The following is a 20739-nucleotide window of genomic DNA, read 5'->3' on the forward strand; positions in this document are numbered from 1 at the left end:
TATCGTTAAAAGTCAATTTTCCGGGCTGTCATCCGTCCTTCTCCATGAAGATCCAGCTGATGATCATTGAGCTCCAAAACACCAAAAGCATTCTGGTCGGCGGTTTCGATCATACCCTCCAGTGTAATCATCGGAATACCTTTATAGGTTGCAAAATTACCGGGATGATGATGGCCTGAGATCACCGCCTTTACAACCGGATATTTTTCGATAAGGGCCAATATCTCCCGGTTATTCAGTGCTTCAAGGCCATTCTCGGGATACAAGGGATGATGTGTGAAAACGATCACCTTTTTGTTGGATGACTTCGCCTTTTGAAGTTGCTTTTCCATCCAGCTGAGCTGCGTTACGCTTATCCCGCCGTTCCAGGGCTGATCATTCTTTCTTTTTGCAGCCTTCAATCCATCGTTGAGCGTCTGCCAGGCAAGGCGCTGATCCGACCCCGCTGGAGTAGCATACTCCGCCAGCTCATTGGTATTGAGCATAATAAGCAGCCATTGCCCCTTCTCTACGATATAATATGGGTGCGGCATTTTATAAGCCTTATATAAATCGGCTCCATTTTCAACATTTACATAATCGTGGTTTCCCAAAATATTGTAGACCGGTCTTTTGAGCTTCTCAAGTCGCTGGAGTACAGGTTGCAGATCTTTCGGTCCGACATCGACCAAATCGCCGAGTGTAACTGTAAAATCTACACCTTCCCGATTGATAGCCAGCACGGCAGAATCTAATTTACCAAGTGAGTTTCGGTAAAAACGGCTGCCGTGGGTATCTTTGTCCGCGTACTGTGGATCTGCAATCAGACCGATCCTGACAAGGGATTGTCCCTCGCCTATGCTATAAAACAGTGTAAATAGCAATGATAAAAATAAGTTTACTCCCATCCTGGATTTTGTTTTAGGTTATTATTCAAGGTGATTTCATTCAATGGTATGCATTCGAGGTAATCGCGGTTTCCCTTAAATCCATAGCCATTCGGCAACTGCGTTACAAAGGGGTCCAATAGACCGTCGGCATCAACCTTATAGTTGATTTTGGTACCGGTCCAGTCAGAGGCCGCAAATGGATAACCTTTGGGACGTTTCCCTTTCAACAGTTTATGCGCGGCCCATCTCCGGATATCGTCATAGCGAAATCCCTCGGCCCCCAGTTCGACGGTACGCTCGCGACGGATTTCTTTTAACTGGTCTGATAGACTATAGCCATAATCCGCATACCGACTGCTAGTGGGATCACTTACGACAGCAAATTCAGGCATACCTGATCTCTTGCGGAGCAGATTGATTGATTTGGCATGGTCGACTGTTTCGCCAAGTTCGGCCTTTGCTTCGGCATAATTCAATAGCGCTTCGGCATAACGGAAGATAATGGCACCTGTTTCATCACTTGAGCTCCAGGAAACACCACCACCCGCGAGAGCCGATTTTGGATCATTCCCTTTTCGAATCTGAAAACCGGTATTATTCAAGGCCTCACCGGATTTATCCAGAAACGGCTTTTTAAAGGTGGCTTTCCCAAAGGTATTGTCCCACATCAAGGCTCCTGGTGTCCAGATCGTCTGGGACAGCCGTGGATCACAATCGGACCGTATTTTTTCTAAAAAAGCATTGCCTTTCACCGTCTTACCAAGGGAGAAATAATCATATGGCTGACCATCCCGGCCCAGGTAATGCTGTATCTGTTCAAAAGTCATGGATATCCCCGCAGTACGGTCAGATACATAGATCTGAAAAGAGTGTGACAGATCACGGTTGACGGAATAGGCTTTCCAGAGAATCACCTCTTTATTGGCAAGCTGATCTTTCAGAGAAAATAGTTTGCAGTAATCGTTTTCGGGATCATTATTGCTATACAGGGACATGCCATATTTTGCATCCATCAACGTTTCGGCAGCGGTAGCAGTTTGTCGGAAGTACTTACTGGGATCAGCGCCCGCTGTACCAAATGCTGTACCTTTGTGGTATTTCTGCCAGCTGCCCTCAAATAGCGCGACCCTGGATTTGAAGAGCAGGGCAGCCTGTTTAGAAAGCCGATTGTTTTTACCTTTTAATGTAGCCACAGGTTCCAGATATTCAATCGCTTTATCCAGGTGTGCCAAAATTGAGTCCACTACAGTCGTACGTGAATCACGTGCTTTGAATAATTCTTCAGAGTCCATCTCCAATGGATCCGTATACCAGGGAACATCACCGTAGAGCCTGACTTTTTCAAAATAAAACCAGGCCTTAAAGAAATGTGCTTCCCCCAAAAACTGCTTATATTTTTCAAAAGGATCTTTGCATTTGCTATAGTTCTTAAAAAAGATATTGACACTACGGATATTACTCCAGCTCCAGTTTCCGCCCGATGCAACCGGCGATTCGGTACCATTCCAGACTGTGCTCGGTGAACTGGAAATCTGCACGTCGGATCCACGGGAACCATCCCAACCGATCACACCAAGGAAACTACCTACCGTATTAAAAGCAGGGAATACCGTATAGAATTGAATCGTATAATTCTCTAGATCTTTGGCTGTTTTCCAATAGCTTTCGTTTTCAATCTGTGTCAATGGCGGCCTATCCAAAAAATCCTCGGAGCAGGAACCGACCAACAGTAAAATGACTGTCGTATATAATAAGATTATGTTTTTTTTCATTGGTTATTAATTGCTAGATATATTTTCCTTTGCTACCTAAGTAGCTACCTTTATATTCAAATCAAATGCTGTTAAAGCGAAATATTCATCCCGAATGCCCAAATTGCCTGCGAAAACATGCCTTTGCCATTCCCAAAATCTCCCAATATTGCTGTTTCAGGATCAAATGCACTAGGAAGTTTGGATAAGGTGTAGATATTCTCACCGGAGAAATAAATACGGGCGCGTTTTAATCCGATTTTCTGGAGCATCAATGCAGGAATGGTATAGCCTATCTGTAGATTTTTAAGCCGTGCATAAGCACCATTCTGCAGGTAGCGTGTCTGCATTTGCTTATTCTTGCTATCTTGGGTGGTATTACTGTAAGGCCGCGGAAAATAAGCTTCAGTGTTTATACCAAGCCCCGAATAGCGGTCCCCTTCGACATCCCGATAGTAATCCATGTGGTGAGGGAACAGGGAGGATTGATTCCAGGCCCTAAAACCCCAGAATACATTGCCATCCAACCATAGATCACGCTTTCCGGTACCTTGGATAAACACCGCGATATCAACATTTTTATAGTTGGCGGTTAAATTAAGTCCAAACTGGTAACGGCGTGTCGAATTACCAATGATTTTAAGGTCTCCATGGTCATTTATGGTGTTTTTGCCGTTATTTATTACCCCATCCCCATTGAGATCCCGGTATTCAACGTCCCCCGTCTGCCAGGTCTGGCCGTTGATAAATTTTTGATAGCCTGATGCATTGATCTCGTCGGCACGTTCCTTGGTTTTGATTAATCCCGCAGTTTCATAACCCCATATTTCACCAGGATCTTTGCCGACATAATCCGTTGTCAGGATACCCGTTGGGTTTGTATACTTTGTAATTATATTTTTGTAATCAAAAACATTGGCCGCTACGGAATAATTAAAATCCGAGCCTATTTTTCCATTCCAGCGCAAACTAAAATCCCAGCCTTTGGTCTTGAGCTCCGAATTATTTTCCCTCGGAATAGTAGCACCCAACACTGCTGGCAATGCCTGTGCCGGTCCGAGACGATCATAAGTCAGCCTTTGATAATATTCAAATTCAGCATGCAAGCGGTTTTGAAAAAATCCCATTTCAATGGCTGTGTTCATGGAACGTGATGACTCCCAGGTAAGATAGCGGTTTACCAGGTTTGGTGCTGTTGTGTAAGCGGGCCGCATGCCATCAATAAGCCAACCTAAATTACTTTTGACGCCCAATAATGCAAGGTCCTGATAGGCGGCAACATTCTGATTACCCAGCTTCCCCCATGATGCCCTAAGTTTCATAAATGGTATATAATCCAGTAGAGGCTGCCAAAACAATTCTTTAGAAACCAACCATCCTGCGGATACGGAAGGAAATGCTCCCCAGCGTCTGCCACGGGCAAATTTGGATGTACCATCATAACGGACATTTGCCTCGACCAAATATTTGTCTGCATAATTATAATTTAATCGTGCAAAATAGCCTAAGGTAGACCAATGCGTCAGACCATCACCCACTTGCATCTCGCCTGTTGCTGTTGTAAAAGAAGGGATATCAGGAACGATGATTTCCCTTCTTAACCCATTCATCGAATCCAGCTTACTGATTTCATTCTGAAAACCGGCCAGTACCGTAAAATGGTGATCCGTTCCGAAGTGTAAATTATAGCTTGTATAAATATTAAGCGCTTTGTAGGTGGTATTGGATTTTTTCTTTTCGATATACGGAGGGACGGTAAGTGCTATTGGCACAAGGGTACCATCTACTTCATCCTCATAAGCCACCTGATTAACACCGGCATAGTCAAAAATCTGATAATCTATCGAATAGTCGGCATTGATTTTCCAGTTTTGGAGCGGACTGATTTCGGTCGCCAAGCGTTGTACCAGCGTATTATTTGTCAACTTCTGATAACCGGCTTGCATCTGCGGAACACGTGAAAGTTGCGAGTAATATCCATTTGGCGATTTAAGAAAAACCTCGGGATGTGTTCTGAAAATCTGATGGATAATCATGCCATATTCACCCTCACCGTTATATATAGGTCTATCACGTACTGCATTTGTGAGCCTTGTATTCGAACTGATCTTCCACCAATCTGTAATATTGGCATCGAGTTTAGCTTGAAAATTGTAGCGTTTGTACTTATCGTCCACAATTCTCAACACCCCTTTTTCGGACGCATGTCCCAGCGACAAAGAGTAGGCCATGTCTTTAGATCCTCCTTTGACAGATAAATTTTCCTGCATCCGGCGTCCATTGCCATAATGGATATCTATCCAGTCATTATTGCCGTTTGAGAATTGATAGGTGGACCACTTCCTCGGATTGTTGGCATCAGGCACAGTTTCCGGTAATGTAGGATCATCGATATACGCGATGATCCTGTCGATCGTCGATTCTGAGAACAATCTGGCAACCCCTTGGTTGTCATGCATCTGATTCATGGCACGGGCAAATGTGTAGGAATCAACCATCTTTGGTTTATTGATAATGGTTGTAGGCCCGCCATTCATTGAAAAATCGACTTGTGGTTTCTGATTAGCCTTTCCTGATTTGGTCGTAATTAGTAAGACCCCATAAGGTGCGCGGGCACCATAGATTGCCGAAGCAGCTGCATCTTTTAAGATAGAAACACTTTCAACAGTATTCGGATCAATCGTATTAATATCTCCGGCGGTGCCGTCGATCAGGACATAGGGTTTACCTTGGCCCCTGATCTGTACCGACGGTGCAGCGCCGGGTTCAAAACCATTGTTGCCATATGCGATCGTCAGGCCACTTACCGTTCCGTAAAGCGATTGGGATACGTTGTTTACCGGTCTATCCTGTAAACGTTTTCCATCAACAACGGCAACAGATCCCGTCAGGTTAACTTTCTTTTGAACACCATACCCGACCACCACCACCTCATCGAGTTCACGTGCCATGCCAGTTTCCAAACGGATCAGGAGATCCTCCGCCTTTTCATTCGTCACCAAGGTATCCACCGCCTTGAACCCCATAAAATGCACGGATAAGGTGTCCGAAGGGAAAATTGATTGCAGCGAAAATTCCCCCTTATCATCACTTTTGGATTTTGTACTGGCACGTTTTAAATTTAAGGTAGCCCCCGAAACGGGCATACCAGATGGGTCTACGATTTTGCCAGAAATGGATCTTCCCTCTTGCTGTGTCTGCCGGACTAAAACAAAACCGCTATCCGTTTTTTTCACCTGAATACCGTAAGGTGTCAGCAATCTCCGTAAGACCTGCTCCAAGGACTCATTTTTAGTCTCGAATTTGCCGATACTTATATTTTTTAGACCCAAGCTCTCTGTAAACGAAATATCTGAGCCAGATCTCTTTTGTAGATCAAGGATAACATCACGCAGCGTTGTTTTTTGGTAGTTCTGGTTATAGATCCTGGCATTCTCCTGTGCATATGTCCTGTTCCAGGAAAAAGTGCCGGATAATAACAGCAGCGCTCCACCAAGACTTAAAGAAAGGTATTTGTTGCTTCTTTTTTCTTTTCTTATTAGTTTTTTGTTAATCATTTGTTAATTTTGTGTTGATTAAAGGTTTTACATCCATGAAACCGATTATGGAATCGGGTCAGATAGATTCCATAATTTTTCTGTAAAGGGTCTTACACTATGTGAGCCCTTTTTATTTTTAGTATAAAATGATCTCTTTACCCTCCTGCTTATTTTTAATACTGATTTTTTTTCCGGTCAATAACTGAATCTCTTCCAACGCGGTGGTCATTGTTTTGGATTGACGGAAATTTATATTATAACGATCCTTCAATAATTTCTCATCGGCCGTACGAAGTGAGAATCCATAGAAATTCTTAAAATTTTGGTTCAATTCTTCGAAGCTGGCCTGATCTAGCTTAACATGGTCGGATAACCAGGATGATTCTAAAGCATACTCAGCATTAGTCAATTTATAACCACTAGACTTGCGATCATAGACTATATTCTCATCTGGCATCAGTGTGCGTAGATTTTTCTCGTTGTTGTCAACTTGAACCTTACCCGTGCGCACGGATACGGATGTATTGTGGATATCAGGATAAGCTTTGACATTAAAACTGGTACCCAGCACCCTGATATGTAGTCCACCGCCGTGCACAGTGAATGGCCTGGATGGATCTTTTTTGACATCAAAGAAAGCCTCACCATAGAGATTCACATCCCGCAGCTGGTCATAGTCACCTACAGTTAAACTTGAATTGGCATTCAGGATCACTTTCGTACCATCGTTCAGAACGACCGTTTTCCGTTCAGCAGTACCAGTGGATATGGTTCCTCTATCTAGATATACTATTTTGATTGGCTTGATCAGACTGTCAATCTGCGATTCTGAAAAATATTGATGATATAGAACGGTTGAAAACATAAACAACACGACGCTCGCAACAGCGGCATATATAAAACGTCGTCGGTTAGTAGATCGCTTATCTGCGTATACAGAAGAAGCCCAAACAATGCGCTGCTTGAGATCTTTGCGGTCTGGAATAAAATCTATATCTGAATCTTTGGTTTTTTGCTGCCCCAAGGATTCATACCAATATTCCACAACAAATTTCTCTGCAGCACTCGCCGTACCTTCCTGGTACTTCTTGATTAGTTTTTTTAACTGGTTTTGATCCACTGGTAATTCTTTCTAGATGTGTTCTTTCAAGTAAGACAGCTGGTGACAATCAAAAGTATGTAAGGAATTTAAAAAAATTATTTGATCAGCAAAAAAGAGAGCATTACTGTCAGTGAACGGGCGAATTCGGGATGACGCTCTATTAACATAGCTTTAATACGACGATGCATGTCTGCACTGTATCCTTTTACTGTCTGCTCAGCCAATCCTAAAGCGACAGCAATCTCCTTGAGGGTAAAATCTTCATTGCGTAGTTTAAAAATCTTTTGCATGTGATCCGGTAACTCGTTCAAAATTTCCGAAAACAAGGTGTTTAGATCTTTTTCGATCAAAAGATTGACCAAGGAGAGATCTACGACTTCAAGGTTTACCGCAAGCCTATTTTTCACATCTTGACGAAGCTTGGCCTTCGCAAAATAATTCATAATTTTATTCCGCAGGGATACATAGAGGTAATTGTAGACTGGGCCATGAACAACAATGGACTCTCTTTTGATCCAGAGATTGATAAACAGATCCTGTACGAGATCTTCCGCATCCTGCAGATTTCCAATTTTTAGGAAAGCAGTCTGTGTGAGCTTGTTGGTATGGGTATTCACCAACAATTCAAAATCTGAAATATCTTTGATCAACAATTTTGACTTCATAATTTAATTGCTGGCTTAATTAGCTATAACATTGCTGTTCCCAATCAAACATACTGGATTTTTTTCGCATTAAAAGTCAAGTCCCCAAAACAAACGTTTGCGTAAATTTTATTTTATCACTTTCTGAATACAATTCTTATCTACGGTTGTTTTAGTAGAAATTTTATCTCACAAAAAAATAATAACGTGTATAATATCCAAAGCAGAAGCAAGTATAATCTGAAATTTGATTGTCGGATAGAATTGGAACTAAATCATCCTGCAAAAAGGTTTTCCATTTTCCCTCTACTATTTTCAAAAGACATCGAATTGTCCATTTTATCTGGTATTTTATCCTTTGTGAACGGATCATTTGCCCATTTCCAAATTCAATTTTCACAAATATGTTCATCCTTATAAAACTAACGAAATTGGATAAATTTCATTTGTAAATTACACTCTTTTGGATGTATTTTAATAACAGTAAACCGATCAATCAAGGGCAGAATTTGGCAAAAAATTTGTCTTTCGTTTAAATATTTTGAAAAAGTCTAATAATTTCATTCAAACGTATTTGTTAGTTATTTTTATATTTGATATTATCAATTGCAAACTCCTTTAATTCTTTTAAAAACGAAAGTCTATTGGCCATTTCCCTATTGTCAAACCGAAAATAAGCAATTTCAAATGTTTTAAGTTTTGCTAGGTTTTCAATTCCTGATAAATCGTCAAGGCTTACTTTTTTGTTACTTTCTGTTGTTGATGCAAAGAGCGATAAGTGTTCAAGGTTTTCGAACTTATCAATCCCATTCAAACTTTTAAGATTTGATGTATAAGTTAACGAAAGGTTTTTAATTCTAGATTTTGTAGCGTTTGGCAAGAAATTGAAGTCTGCTACTTTGTTTAGACTTAAAAGACAAAGCGTGTTCAAATTCGTTAGCTCGTCTAAGCGGTTAAATGAAAAGTCAGCTTTTTTGACATGTGAAATTAATAAATGTGTCAAATTTGGAAACAATGAAATTAAATCCAGATCATTTTGTTTGATGTTCCAAATATGTAAATGGCTAACATTAATTAAATTATCCTTATACTTTTTTAATGCATCAAGATTTTTACTATCAATCTTATAGTTATTGATGGTGATAAACTTCAGACTGTCATAGAACCTGATATTTTCCAATGTTTCAGTCGATGGTAGAACATACAGAATTTCAGATCTGAAATCTGTTCCGCAAATTGTTCTTGAATAATTGGGATCATCAGACTGAACAAACTTTTCATTCTTTTGTTGAAACAGAAATCGCTGGAAATCTTGTATATTTTTTATCTCATTTAATTCCATAGGTGCTGGATAGCGTTATGTTTATTTATCCAATAATTGTGTCAATCGAAGTTTTGTCAAAGTTCGATGCTTTCAAAATTTTTATCGCTTTTGCTTTATCGTCAATTAAAGCCTTCTCATACTCAAATACTAGTCCACTAATAGATAATCTCTCTTTATCTGTTAGTCCATCAAAACTTATACATTTCTCTGATATTTCATAGTCAATCCACTGTCCTTCAACAAATCGTTGTAGATGTCCAAACACAGGCTTTCCGACTTTTCTTCCTTTTATCCTTGTTGGAATAATAAAGTCTTGTTGACAATTTTTAGGTTGGTCTGCAATTATTATCCAATCCTCTTCATTAATAGCATACTCTTCAATGCAACATTCACTCGCGTCTTCCATAGTGGAAAAGAAATGATCCCAATCTGCAGAACCGTCCTCTAAGCTGTAATATCCAAAAAGATAAACTCCGCCTTTTGCCTGACAAAGCATCATTTTCTTTGTTTTTCCGTCTATGTCTTTAAATACTACTTTTCTCATTATATTTTTAAAAGTGATAAAAATTGCTGGTTTAATATAATACAATTCTAAATACTTATTGTCTACCAAATGAACACAGATACTGCCCCCCACTTAAAACTTTTCAGACAGTTTTCGATGATGAGATAATTCTTCTTTACAAAATCAACTAATGCCGCTAGTTGGGAATTCGTAAATGATGATATCTCCAAATCTGGATTTTCAGATTTACAACAGACTCGGGAAAATCATCTTGAAAATAAATCTCATATATTTTCCGATTACTCGAAGCGCAAATATATCTCCCTGAATACTTTTTCACCAAAGCAGAGGAAACAGCCTTTATTTTTCTGCACTTTCATAGAGTAATAATAACCAGCTTATTTTTTTGACGACAAAGAATTACTAGTATAAATAAAAACAAAGTGTACGATAGAAACATTTGGCCAGCCCCACATAAACTAAATAAGAGACTGGCCTCCTGCATTGCCTTTGAAAAGTGTATTCATTACTTTTCGTTATCTTCTGTATCTTCCTCAATTTCTATCTGTGGTGGGATTAGCCTGTACATTACGGGTGTTACAATCCTTGATAGGATTGTTGAACTTATAAGCCCGCCAATAAGTACAATCGCCAAGGGGGCAATAAGCGGATTGGGATTTAATGCAATAGGTATCAATCCGCAGATAGCGGTAATAGATGTAAGCACAACAGGTAAAAACCGTGTCTCGCCCGCTATATGGATAGCTTCATCCAAGGAGTGGCCCTCAACCCTAAGCTGGTTTGTAAAATCTACGAGGAGCAGCGAATTCTTGACCTGTATTCCCGACAACCCGATAAAACCGATGATAGAAACCAAGGACATCGGATTGCCGGTTAAAAGCAACGCTATAGCACCGCCCAATATACCCAACGGGATAATGGATAATACAATAATAATCCCCTTGAAATTCTTAAACTGTAAAAGGAGCACGCCTATAAAAAGGAAGCCACTTAATAATATGACCGAAAGAAAGTTGCCTCCCAGGGCATCGCCTTCCGACTCGGCCTCACCCGACAATTTATAATAGTACCCCGGCGGAAGCTTTAATCTATCAAGCTGTGGAACGATGTCTTTTAAAATATCATTGGCATACACGTGGTCTTTAGTCAATGATGTCACTTTGGCAAACCTCGATTTGTTAAAATGGTTGATTGCCGTCGGAGATGTTTCAAAACCTATTGTAGCAATCTGGTCAACCTGTATCGGTGTTCCCTGGATATTGTTGACATAAAGTCCTTTGAGTACATTGAGATCTGAAAACTTTTCTCGTGGTAGGGTAATGATCACATTCCTTGAATCGCCGCGGTCGTCGATGTAGTCACCAACATTTACGCCGGCTACTGCCATGCGTATAACCATGTCTACATCACTGGTCAATACACCAAGGGTGCGCGCTTTTTCCTTGTCTATCGAAACCTTGACATCTGATTTGTACGAATTTAGCTCGTTGTTCACAAAGAAGGTACCGGGGTGCTTCCTTAAAATTTCCTCTACCTTAAAAGATAGGGATCGCAAAGTGTCCTGATTATCCCCGAAAACTCTGACCACAATGTTCGCCTCAATCGGTGTGCCCTGTTCAAAATCCTTTACCTCAATTCTTGCATGGGGAAAATCAATGAATTTTTTTCTAAGAGTCTTAATCAGTTCCTGTTTGACTTTTGGGCCGGTATCGTCGCCCAATTGAACAAATATTTGTCCAAAATCGGGCTTAATGTCCTGCTGGTGTACATTGTAGTAAATCTGCGGATTACCTTTGCCGACATTGGAGGTATAATACACGATTTCCTTATGGTTCTGCAGTTCCTGCTCCACGAGTTTGGTGACGCGGTCGCTTTCAGGGATGTTTGCCTGCAATGGCAGCTTGATATTGATCAGGAACATTGGCTTTTCTGATGTTGGAAAAAGCTTGAAGCCTGCCAATGGAAAGAGTGCGAACGCAAAAACACTCAGCGCGATTGAGATCCCTACGGTTACTTTTGGCCATTTGAGTGCGATTGGCATGATACTGCGATATGAATAGCTCAAAAACTGCTGTAGCTTCTGCAGGAAGTAATTACCGCCGCTATGTGCATGTGGTTTTAATATACGGCTGCCAAGAAATGGAACCAAGGTAAGCGCAACCAGCATGGATGCCAATACGCTTGTCATTACCGCCATCGGCAAGCTTCGGAGAAATTCGCCTGCCGCATCAGGTAAAAAAGCAAGCGGCAGGAACGCTATGACCAAAGTAGCCGTACATCCTACAACTGCATTACCTATCTGCCTTGTCCCTTTTAAGACGGCATCCTTAATGGAATACCCCTCTCTTAACCATCTTTCTATGTTTTCGACGACAACAATACTGTCGTCTACCAGCAACCCCAATGCTACCACTAGGCCAACAATGCTTAATTGGTTGAGTGAATAGCCTAGCATGTTCATCGCTATCAAACCCAAGGCGAGTGATAAAGGAATGGAGATCATAACAATCAATGACGCCCTGAATCCCAGTGGCAACAACGTGATAACGACCAGCACGATCGCCAGCGCAAAATCAAATCCCAGATGTCCCAAACGTTGGGCAACCATGTCCGCCTGGTCAAAGTTTTTGATCATTTTTATATTTTCCGGAAGTCCTTTCTGGAATGCTTCCAACACTGGCATATACTCTTCCTTGACCTTGCTAATATTGACATTGTCTTTCATGGCGGCTGTCACGAGCACACAGCGGTGACCGTTAAGGCGGGTAATATGGTTGATGGTACCATCCTTATAGCTGACTTCGGCGACATCTTTTAAATAAATAATCTTCCCGTTGGCATTATATATAACTGTATTGGCGACGTCTTCGACGTTCTTGAACTTACCGCTGGTCTTCACGTTGAAGACTTTGGTGTCAAGGTTAACGCTTCCCCCTGGGATATCGGCAGCTTCGCTTTGCAAGCTCCCGACAACAAGATTTAAAGGTATCCTTAGCTGGGCTAGCTTATCCAGCTGCATGTCTATGCGTATCTCCTGCTCAGGAACTCCGGTATACTTAACTTCCTTAAGGTCGGTAATCTTTTCCAGTGCTGTTTTCAGCAGATCGGCTTTGTCCCTAAGTTCTTTAGCTGATGCAGCATTGGAAACCAAAGCCACTTGGATGATCTTTACATCGGAGGATGCTATCTTTTCCGTTTTGATCAGATAGATGTCTTTTGGGAGTTCACTGTTCTTTAACGCATTTATTTCGGTAGATATCTCCTGGTATTTATTGTCGACATCGACGCCATATTTGAATTTAGGTTGTATTACGGCAACACCGTCTTCAACAGAAGTAAGTATCTTTTCTATATTTTCAAGCCCGTATATTTTATTTTCAATCGGTTTTACCACCTGTTCTTCCATGTCTTTTGGACTGGTTCCCGGGTAAATGACGGTGATTACATATTGCGGCGGATGCGTTGTCGGATCCTCCGATCTCGGCATAGTGAACAGCGTGAGCAACCCCACTACGGCGAAAAGAACGAACATGATCAGGGTGAACTGATAGTTCTTAACAGCAAAATTTGTTATTTTCATTATGATGTGGGGTTACTTGATAATTTTGACTACGGATTGCTCGTTCAGGTAGGCGCTGTTGGAAATGACAATCTGATTTATCCCGTCCATTTTGTCACTTAAATACACTTTATCCGTTTCAAACTTCATGATGTTTACAGGAATCTTTTTTACCTTGTCTGCGCCGACAGTAGTGAATACATATCCTTTTTTTCCGTCCGCTTCAACCAATGCATTATAGGGGATCACGATTGCATTCTCCACCTGATCTATCTCAATATCGGCCTTCCCAAACATGCCTACGGGAGGAGCAACGTTATGGAGTTTCAATTTTAGTTCTATCTGGAAAGAGCCTATTTCCCGGTCTGCCGATTGCAGCTTTCTGTATACCGTCGCCTCGAATAGCTGATCAGGGAAACCATCCAATGTAACTTTCGCAGCCTGTCCTGCTTTTATACTTGACCATTCACGGCCTGTTACGCCTGCTTTCAGAAGATAGCTGGCATTCTGCTGTATGGTATTAGTAAGTAGCACCGGCATCCCGCCCCCAATCACTTCTCCTTCATTTGCGACCTTCTTTGAGACAAAGCCGTCCGAGGTGGCATAGATCTTTGCATAGCGCTCGTTGAACGCCACGGCTTCTTTTCCTTTTCTGGCAACATCAAGTGCAGTTCTTGTATTTTGCAGCTGTTCCAACGTAAAGACACTGTCTTTGTAAAGGTTCATTGCACGGTCATAGTCGCGTTGGGCTTTGTCCACACCTAGGTTTGACTGGGAAAGCCCAGCTGAAATTTCGGTCGTATTCAACGTTGCCAATAATTGTCCTTTGCGGAAAAAGTCTCCTTCATTGACCAATATACGGCTGATGACACCGCCTATTTTAAAAGAATAGTTTGCCTGGTCTTCTGTACTGACCAACCCGGTTACCTGTACCGAGGTAGGAACACGGAAGGACGACACAGGGGATACCTTTACGGCAATGATATCTGGTTCGCCAAGCGGATTTGTATTTTTGGGGTGCTCTTTGCACGATGACAGCAATAGGGCTGCCGCAATTACTGTAAATTGTATCCTTTTCATTTTTAAAATTATTGTATGTTAAAACTAGCGTTGGCGCGTTCAATGGCAGTAAATGCTATCCATGTATCGAATAGCGCGATGTTGGCCCGCAGCTGGGCATCTACCCATTGATTCTGGGCGTCAAGCACTTCAATATAAATTGCCATTCCTTCCTTATATAGTTTTGATATATCATTGTAATAGGTCTGGCTTGTCTTTAACTGGCTCTGGGCTGCCCGAAATTCAGCAACAGCACTTTCCATACTGGCCTGACGCACTTTAAGCTCTGTAAGAAGCTGTTGTTGCACATAGTCGGTCTGGGATGAAATTGCCTGCTGCTCGGCAAGGGCCTGCTTGATGCGGCTGCTGTTTCTCCCAAATCCGAAAAGGTTCCACTCTAAAGAAACGCCCAGAAGGTAATAGCGGCTCTTATTATTGAATTTCCAGTCAAATGCCTGCGAACCCAGGTCCAAACTGGCTCCCACCTTTGGAACGAAGTATGATTTTGCAAGTCCCGTCAGGTCTTCATTGATACCCTTGGCGATTTTAAGTTTGGAAAGCTCCTCGCGATTACCGATATCTTCGCCTATTAGAGCGGTCTGATCCGGCAAGGCGGTTATTTCATCTATTAAAATACTTTCCGTCTGTGGGCGATTAAGAAGGAAATTAAAATAATACCTGGCCGATTCTTGCGTCTTTATAGCAGTCACGATCGAAGCCTCGATTTTGGAAACCTCATTTTGGCTTCGGACCAAGGCTGTCCGGTTAATCTTACCATTATCCAATAGCTTCCTGTTCACTCTCTCCCCTTCACGCACCAATGCTAGATAAGATTGGTAGATCTTTACGGCATTGGTCGCTTTCAGATAATTATAATAGGCTACTTTAATTTCTTTTACCAATTCTCTTTTATAAAGTAGCACTTCCGCTTTTTGGAGGCCGATCTGCTTTGTCTTAATCTTTTTGTTATAATTGAGCTCGGCATTCAGAATTGGTTGGGTGATGCGAAATTTTGCATCATAGAAATTATCGGGGTTTATCAATACCTGCTGGTTTTGCAATTGCGGAAACGAATTGCTTCCTGTTAACTGATTTAGTGTACTGTACACACCGTTCATCATATCGCCCACAGGAATATCGATTGTCCGTCCGCCATCGGCTTTGGTATAGGTTGTTGAAAAGGCAATATTTGGTAGAAACATACTTTTCGCCTCCGAGAGCGCATAAACATTTTTCTCCAGCATAAAATTTTGCTGTTTTATACTCTGGTTTGATTCCAGACCCTCTTTTATGTATAGGTCAAGCCTATCCTGTGCCCAGCTCTGATGGGCAGTGATCAATACCATGGTCAACAAAATCGACCATAATAATTTAGGTTTTTGATATAATTTAATCACTGTAATAAATTTAAACACTGTTCAATAAAATAATAAAAAAAAGTGCCTAGCTCTTTTCGAGCAAAGCAACAAAACATGCGTAGCCGTTTTCCATCAGCTCTTCATTTGTTTTGTTTATAAAACTTGTTGTACGGTCCTTGCAAAACAAGGCACAAATTCCATGCATTGCGGAAAGCACCATAAATGTAAAATAGTCTGTATCCATCTCTATGAATTTACCTTGTTGTTGGCAATCGCGGATCATAGAACACATATGATTTATGGCTTCCTGTGCAATTGTGAACCTGGTTTCGGTAGGATTTTTTACGGTCTCCTCAACCATGAACATGAGGTTGTAGTAATCCTTATTTTCCTGCGCAAATTGAATAAACACACGTCCCGATGCCTTAAGTCGTTCAAATGGATCTGCTACGCTGTTCAGCACTTTCAATTGGTTTAGAAGCAACGTGAATCCTTCTTTTTGAAGCTCCTGAAAAATTTCGGTTTTATCCTTAAAATGAAAATANNCATATCCTTTTTCAAGAAATATTTTGCGTGCCGCATTTAAGATACGCTGGTGCATTTCCTGTTTTTCTTCCTGTTTTCTTTCTGCTATACTCATTTTAATTTTTATTTGGCTTTAAAATTTAAGCCTTAAGCCCCGGACTAATTTTACCCATTATATTAATGGTTGATTTCCTGCTGAGAAACTTAAACCCAAATAGCATCATTCTGTTTTTAAATCCTTGTATTACTCTTGGCTTTCTTCTTGCTGCCAATGCCTTCATAAATTCGTCGGCAACTTCAGAAACACTCGATACGACAAAACTTGGAAATGCACTTGTATCACTGCCCGAGTTCGAATGGAAATCAGAATCGGCAGCACCGGGATTAAAGCCTGATACAAAGATACCTTTATTTTTATATTCATACCAGAGTGACTCCGAAAAGTTGGCAACAAAGCTTTTTGTTCCCGCATACACGGCTCCACCAGGAAAAGATGAATGAGCCAGTAGTGACCCAATATTGATCAGCGCATTTCCTGATACTGCTTTGCTTAAAAATGCATAAGACAAGGATACCAATGCCTCCATATTCAATGTCATGGTATTTAACTGTTCTCCAATAGGTATCTCTGTAAACCTTCCATAAGAACCATTTCCTGCATTATTAACAAGAAGATCATAACTATTTTCAGTAAGGTGCTACTGACTTTCTCAATATCCTCTTTTATGGTAAGGTCTGCTACAAGAATCTGATGTGCTTCCCTCCCAAGTTGCTCCTGAACAGATTTCAATTTCTGTTCATTTCTTGCCACTTGGGTCAATTGGTAATGCTGTTGGGAAAGACGTCTGGCAATTTCCAAACCTATGCCTCCGCTTGCTCCAGTTATTAATGCTTTTTTCATTTCTTAAATGTTGAAATTAATTTTATGATGCAAATCTATTAAACACTGTTCAATTATCCAATTTTTTTTACACTTCAATATGATATCTGCTGTAAAATGCCATATATTGAAGTAATTCAGCTGTTTATTTAGTTTAAAGTTGTGTATTACAGCCTGAGTTATTTAAAAATTTAATCTATCTATTTTGTTAAAACAAATAGATTTTTATTATATTTGAACACTGTTTAATACAAATATACAATAGATAAATTGGTTTTGAACATTTAGCAACCAATAAATATTACAAGTATGGAGACGGACAGACCAGAAAATAATAGGGAGATCATAGCTAATCTTTGCGAAGATCAGATAAGCGATGGGACCCCTGAAACCAACGGCCTAAGCAGACCGTTGGAAATAAAGGATAAACAGAAAAAAATATCAAGACGAGAATTAATTAAACAAGGAGGACTTGCTTTATCCATTTTAGCTTTACCTCTTCCATTAACATCATTTTTAAATTTTAATGAAATGACAGATAACAAAGATTTTGACGTAATCATAATTGGCGGTAGCTATGCAGGACTTTCGGCAGCGATGGCTCTGGGACGAGCATTAAGAAATGTTTTAATTATTGATAGCGGTTTGCCCTGTAACCGACAAACACCTCATTCACATAACTTTCTGACGCAAGACGGAGAAAAACCAAGCGTTATTGGGGAAAAGGCAAAAGATCAAGTGTTAAAATACGACACTGTAAAATTCTTGACTGACCTTGCTGTTAGTGCAACGAAAACTGATAAGGGCTTTGAGCTATCAACTCAATCAGGTAAAATATTTTCAGCTAGAAAACTTGTTTTTGCAACAGGTTTAAAAGATAAAATGCTAAACATTAAGGGATTTTCTGAATGCTGGGGAATCACAGTACTTCATTGTCCTTATTGTCATGGATATGAAGTAAAAAATCAAAAAACAGGGATTTTGGCAAATGGATATGGTGCATTTCACTTGTCCCGACTTATTAATAACTGGACAAAGGATTTAACGATATTTACCAATGGAAAATCGGAGCTGACACAAGAGCAGACCGATGAAATCAAAAGACACAATATTTCAATAGTTGAGAAGAAGATAGCCTCGTTGAAACATACAGATGGCGTAGTTGAAGAAATAACTTTTTCAGACAATTCAATTTTTAAATTAGATGTCATCTATGCTAGACCTCCATTTGAACAACATTGTAAAATCCCCGAATTATTGGGCTGTGAATTGACAGAACAGGGACTTATCAAAGTAGATGCATTTCAGAAAACAACAGTGGATAACATATTCGCTTGTGGAGACAACACTAATCCGCTACGTGCTGTATCATATGCTGTATCAACAGGCAATAATACAGGTGTATTTTTAAATAACGCGCTGGTAGAAGAAGATTTTTTAAAATGAGTACCAAATTAGAATTTCAACGATATTAATATGTCGAAAAACGATTCTACTTATTGAACAGAATGGATTACAGCAACGAGTGCGAACTCCATAAAGGCATCACCAGCTAACTGAACCTTAATGGTTTTTCATGTAAAGTCGGCGTCGGATTAAGTTGACATTTCTAAAATCTTTATGTCAGCAGGAATTTTTNNAAAAATTCCTGCTGACATAAAGCCTTAGTAACGAACACTAGCCCGCTGTCGAACGGATCTTATCTAAAGAAAAATAAGGCGCTTTAGTGATGATAACTACATTGAGCCACAAATTGCTCAAACTTCCGATCCTTATTTCGCAGAACCGGTCCATGCCCGAAGCAAATCATAGCGGGGGTCAGCTGTGCTAACTTCTGGAGCGATTTGATATTAAGCTGCTGATCCGTTGTGAACATATTTGGTGGAAGCCGTAAGCCGACTGCTGTTGTGATGAGGTTCATATTTACCGCCGTATCTCCAATTATCAGTACACCATCGCGCTCACGGAATAAAGAGATATGACCTGCGGAATGTCCGGGAGTTTCTATTACCCGAAAGTCTCCAATTTTATCGTTTTCAACGATTGTCCGTCCAACTTTATGTCCCTGGCCTACCCAGTATCTTTGTTGAAGTTTTGCTATCCAATGGTGCTGCGTTGGATAGTCCATGGTTACCATCCCCGTCTCAGTTCTGAAAACTTCGTTGGGATGGCAGAGTAAAGGTATCTCAAATTCAGCACATATCTGATCGCTGCACCCTTGGTGGTCTGCATGTGCATGTGTGAGTACATGTTGATAAACGTTTATTTCCTGAAGCACTTTCTTTATAGTCGAATATGAACTCCTTATTCCTGAGTCTACCAATACACCTTCGATAATATAACAGTTGATACTGTTTCTTGGCATGAGCGGAATATGGAATACTTCAGTAGCTATTTGATGTAACATAGTTTTTTGCGTACAAATCTAGCTCACCGATCCTTAAAGCAAAAGGACATTTGTCCTATAATACATTGATTTTTGAGATTTGTCCTTTCGCTCTTGTGAGCGACCGTTGCGTGATACCAAGGTATGATGCCAGGTCTTGCACCGCTATACGTTGGACGAGCTTAGGGTCGCAAGAAAGGACCTGACGGTATTTGTCCAAAGCTGACCTGTTATTGTAGTTTAGTAGATAACGTTCCTTTTGTTTATACTCCTGTTCAATCACTGATTTTAAAATTCCATTTAGGGCGGTCACCTGGGCAAGTAGATATTGATAATCAGGATAACTGATTTTATAGATTAAGCTATCTTCAACAGTACGGATACTTCTTCTGGATTTTTCCTGCGTGACAAACTCCGGAAAAGAGCCGGTAAATTCTTTTTCAAATTTGAAGCAAGTTATATTTTCTTTTCCTTGCTGGTCAATAGCGTAGGCTTTGACAGCACCACTAGCGATAAATCCAATATGATTGCAGAATTCATTTTCACGAATAAAAAACGCTCCCTTTTTTAAATGAGCTGGTTTAAAGAACTGTATTGAAAAGTTGATTTCCGCTTCTGAGAGTGCTCTCGTTGAGGAAAGGTAATTTATTAATATGTCAGTCATGCACCACCTTTTTTGTCCTTTTTATTTTATTATTGCCACTATAGCTTACTTAATTCCAGCTCGCAAATTTAACATTATCATTAAAAACAAGGCTAATTTTCTGATAGCAAAGCATCAGAACTTGTTTATTTAATATAAAAAATTAAGGATAAGTCGGGTTTAAAAGGCATTATCCCTTTCCTGTGTTAGATCTATAAAGTTTCCAGTGTCTCCTACCGGATCATCAGTCTTATAGAAATAACAGACGTAGAAGCAAAATAATGTAATAAAACGGTCTACTTTTGCGGTAAACTGCTTCTCAAGTTTCCCTTCTCAATTTCAACTTTCTCTCTGGTAAGTATCAACAAACTTGTCTTTTTATAATTCTTCAAATCCTTATAATGAAGAATCTCGAGACAACCAAAGTTTTTAAGTAACTTTAAATAACAGACAAACTGAAGAGATGGCTCATAACAATGAATTTGTCAACCGGGGCCGTGAAAGACTTGCCATAGAAGAAAATATTGAAGTTGAAGAAAAGAGCATGTTTCGTGCAGGGTCAACGCATTTAAAT

Annotated in this window: 16 protein-coding genes; 1 reads left to right on the plus strand and 15 read right to left on the minus strand. The window is 40.4% G+C overall.

Annotation, left to right across the window (positions count from 1 at the left end; genetic code table 11):
- Positions 1-5: 5 nt before the first annotated feature.
- The 13 genes from B4G94_RS09140 to B4G94_RS09200 form a co-directional block, all read right to left on the minus strand.
- A complete protein-coding gene (locus B4G94_RS09140) occupies positions 6-887 on the minus strand; it encodes a metallophosphoesterase (RefSeq protein WP_286858439.1) in 882 nt (293 codons plus the stop codon).
- A complete protein-coding gene (locus B4G94_RS09145) occupies positions 878-2641 on the minus strand; it encodes a RagB/SusD family nutrient uptake outer membrane protein (RefSeq protein WP_286858441.1) in 1764 nt (587 codons plus the stop codon). The genes B4G94_RS09140 and B4G94_RS09145 overlap by 10 nt, the downstream gene beginning before the upstream one ends.
- Before the next feature lie 71 nt (positions 2642-2712).
- Positions 2713-6177 carry a SusC/RagA family TonB-linked outer membrane protein gene (locus B4G94_RS09150; protein ID WP_286858443.1) on the minus strand — a complete coding sequence of 1155 codons (3465 nt, stop codon included), beginning with the start codon at positions 6175-6177 and terminating at the stop codon, positions 2713-2715.
- 118 nt (positions 6178-6295) lie between these two features.
- Positions 6296-7279, minus strand: a complete 984-nt coding sequence (locus tag B4G94_RS09155; RefSeq protein ID WP_286858445.1) for a FecR family protein — start codon at positions 7277-7279, stop codon at positions 6296-6298.
- A 77-nt stretch (positions 7280-7356) separates the two neighbouring features.
- Positions 7357-7926 (minus strand): RNA polymerase sigma factor, encoded by a 570-nt coding sequence (locus B4G94_RS09160; protein WP_286858447.1) that lies wholly within the window; start codon positions 7924-7926, stop codon positions 7357-7359.
- A 556-nt stretch (positions 7927-8482) separates the two neighbouring features.
- The gene (locus B4G94_RS09165) at positions 8483-9247 is read right to left on the minus strand and encodes a hypothetical protein (RefSeq protein ID WP_286858449.1); all 765 of its coding nucleotides are present in this window, start codon (positions 9245-9247) and stop codon (positions 8483-8485) included.
- 25 nt (positions 9248-9272) lie between these two features.
- Positions 9273-9773, minus strand: a complete 501-nt coding sequence (locus B4G94_RS09170) for a hypothetical protein (RefSeq protein ID WP_286858451.1) — start codon at positions 9771-9773, stop codon at positions 9273-9275.
- 487 nt (positions 9774-10260) lie between these two features.
- Positions 10261-13335 carry an efflux RND transporter permease subunit gene (locus B4G94_RS09175; RefSeq protein ID WP_286858453.1) on the minus strand — a complete coding sequence of 1025 codons (3075 nt, stop codon included), beginning with the start codon at positions 13333-13335 and terminating at the stop codon, positions 10261-10263.
- Positions 13336-13347: 12 nt separating this feature from the next.
- A complete protein-coding gene (locus B4G94_RS09180) occupies positions 13348-14394 on the minus strand; it encodes an efflux RND transporter periplasmic adaptor subunit (protein ID WP_286858455.1) in 1047 nt (348 codons plus the stop codon).
- A gap of 8 nt (positions 14395-14402) precedes the next feature.
- Complete coding sequence (locus tag B4G94_RS09185; protein ID WP_286858457.1) at positions 14403-15770, minus strand: TolC family protein; 1368 nt, start codon at positions 15768-15770, stop codon at positions 14403-14405.
- Between the two features lie 46 nt (positions 15771-15816).
- The gene (locus B4G94_RS09190; RefSeq protein WP_286858459.1) at positions 15817-16371 is read right to left on the minus strand and encodes a TetR/AcrR family transcriptional regulator; all 555 of its coding nucleotides are present in this window, start codon (positions 16369-16371) and stop codon (positions 15817-15819) included.
- A 25-nt stretch (positions 16372-16396) separates the two neighbouring features.
- Positions 16397-16882, minus strand: a complete 486-nt coding sequence (locus B4G94_RS09195; protein ID WP_313533449.1) for an SDR family NAD(P)-dependent oxidoreductase — start codon at positions 16880-16882, stop codon at positions 16397-16399.
- Positions 16861-17157, minus strand: coding sequence for an SDR family NAD(P)-dependent oxidoreductase (locus tag B4G94_RS09200; RefSeq protein WP_286858461.1), 297 nt, complete (start codon positions 17155-17157; stop codon positions 16861-16863). The genes B4G94_RS09195 and B4G94_RS09200 overlap by 22 nt, the downstream gene beginning before the upstream one ends.
- Before the next feature lie 288 nt (positions 17158-17445).
- Here B4G94_RS09200 and B4G94_RS09205 point away from each other — a divergent pair, with 288 nt between their 5' ends.
- Complete coding sequence (locus B4G94_RS09205; RefSeq protein WP_286858463.1) at positions 17446-18582, plus strand: NAD(P)/FAD-dependent oxidoreductase; 1137 nt, start codon at positions 17446-17448, stop codon at positions 18580-18582.
- Between the two features lie 277 nt (positions 18583-18859).
- Here B4G94_RS09205 and B4G94_RS09210 read toward each other — a convergent pair whose 3' ends face one another.
- Both B4G94_RS09210 and B4G94_RS09215 read right to left on the minus strand, forming a co-directional pair.
- Positions 18860-19543, minus strand: a complete 684-nt coding sequence (locus B4G94_RS09210; RefSeq protein WP_286858464.1) for an MBL fold metallo-hydrolase — start codon at positions 19541-19543, stop codon at positions 18860-18862.
- A 55-nt stretch (positions 19544-19598) separates the two neighbouring features.
- Positions 19599-20186 carry a Crp/Fnr family transcriptional regulator gene (locus B4G94_RS09215; RefSeq protein ID WP_286858465.1) on the minus strand — a complete coding sequence of 196 codons (588 nt, stop codon included), beginning with the start codon at positions 20184-20186 and terminating at the stop codon, positions 19599-19601.
- Between the last annotated feature and the right edge of the window lie 553 nt (positions 20187-20739).

This window comes from Sphingobacterium sp. UBA7625 (assembly GCF_002484085.1).
In the GTDB taxonomy this organism is placed as follows: domain Bacteria; phylum Bacteroidota; class Bacteroidia; order Sphingobacteriales; family Sphingobacteriaceae; genus Sphingobacterium; species Sphingobacterium athyrii.

Bases quoted from the DNA above. Each gene is read 5' to 3' on its own strand.
- B4G94_RS09140 (WP_286858439.1), bottom strand. From the start codon at position 887: ATGGGAGTAAACTTATTTTTATCATTGCTATTTACACTGTTTTATAGC.
- B4G94_RS09145 (WP_286858441.1), bottom strand. From the start codon at position 2,641: ATGAAAAAAAACATAATCTTATTATATACGACAGTCATTTTACTGTTG.
- B4G94_RS09150 (WP_286858443.1), bottom strand. From the start codon at position 6,177: ATGATTAACAAAAAACTAATAAGAAAAGAAAAAAGAAGCAACAAATAC.
- B4G94_RS09160 (WP_286858447.1), bottom strand. From the start codon at position 7,926: ATGAAGTCAAAATTGTTGATCAAAGATATTTCAGATTTTGAATTGTTG.
- B4G94_RS09165 (WP_286858449.1), bottom strand. From the start codon at position 9,247: ATGGAATTAAATGAGATAAAAAATATACAAGATTTCCAGCGATTTCTG.
- B4G94_RS09170 (WP_286858451.1), bottom strand. From the start codon at position 9,773: ATGAGAAAAGTAGTATTTAAAGACATAGACGGAAAAACAAAGAAAATG.
- B4G94_RS09175 (WP_286858453.1), bottom strand. From the start codon at position 13,335: ATGAAAATAACAAATTTTGCTGTTAAGAACTATCAGTTCACCCTGATC.
- B4G94_RS09180 (WP_286858455.1), bottom strand. From the start codon at position 14,394: ATGAAAAGGATACAATTTACAGTAATTGCGGCAGCCCTATTGCTGTCA.
- B4G94_RS09200 (WP_286858461.1), bottom strand. From the start codon at position 17,157: ATGAAAAAAGCATTAATAACTGGAGCAAGCGGAGGCATAGGTTTGGAA.
- B4G94_RS09205 (WP_286858463.1), top strand. From the start codon at position 17,446: ATGGAGACGGACAGACCAGAAAATAATAGGGAGATCATAGCTAATCTT.
- B4G94_RS09210 (WP_286858464.1), bottom strand. From the start codon at position 19,543: ATGTTACATCAAATAGCTACTGAAGTATTCCATATTCCGCTCATGCCA.
- B4G94_RS09215 (WP_286858465.1), bottom strand. From the start codon at position 20,186: ATGACTGACATATTAATAAATTACCTTTCCTCAACGAGAGCACTCTCA.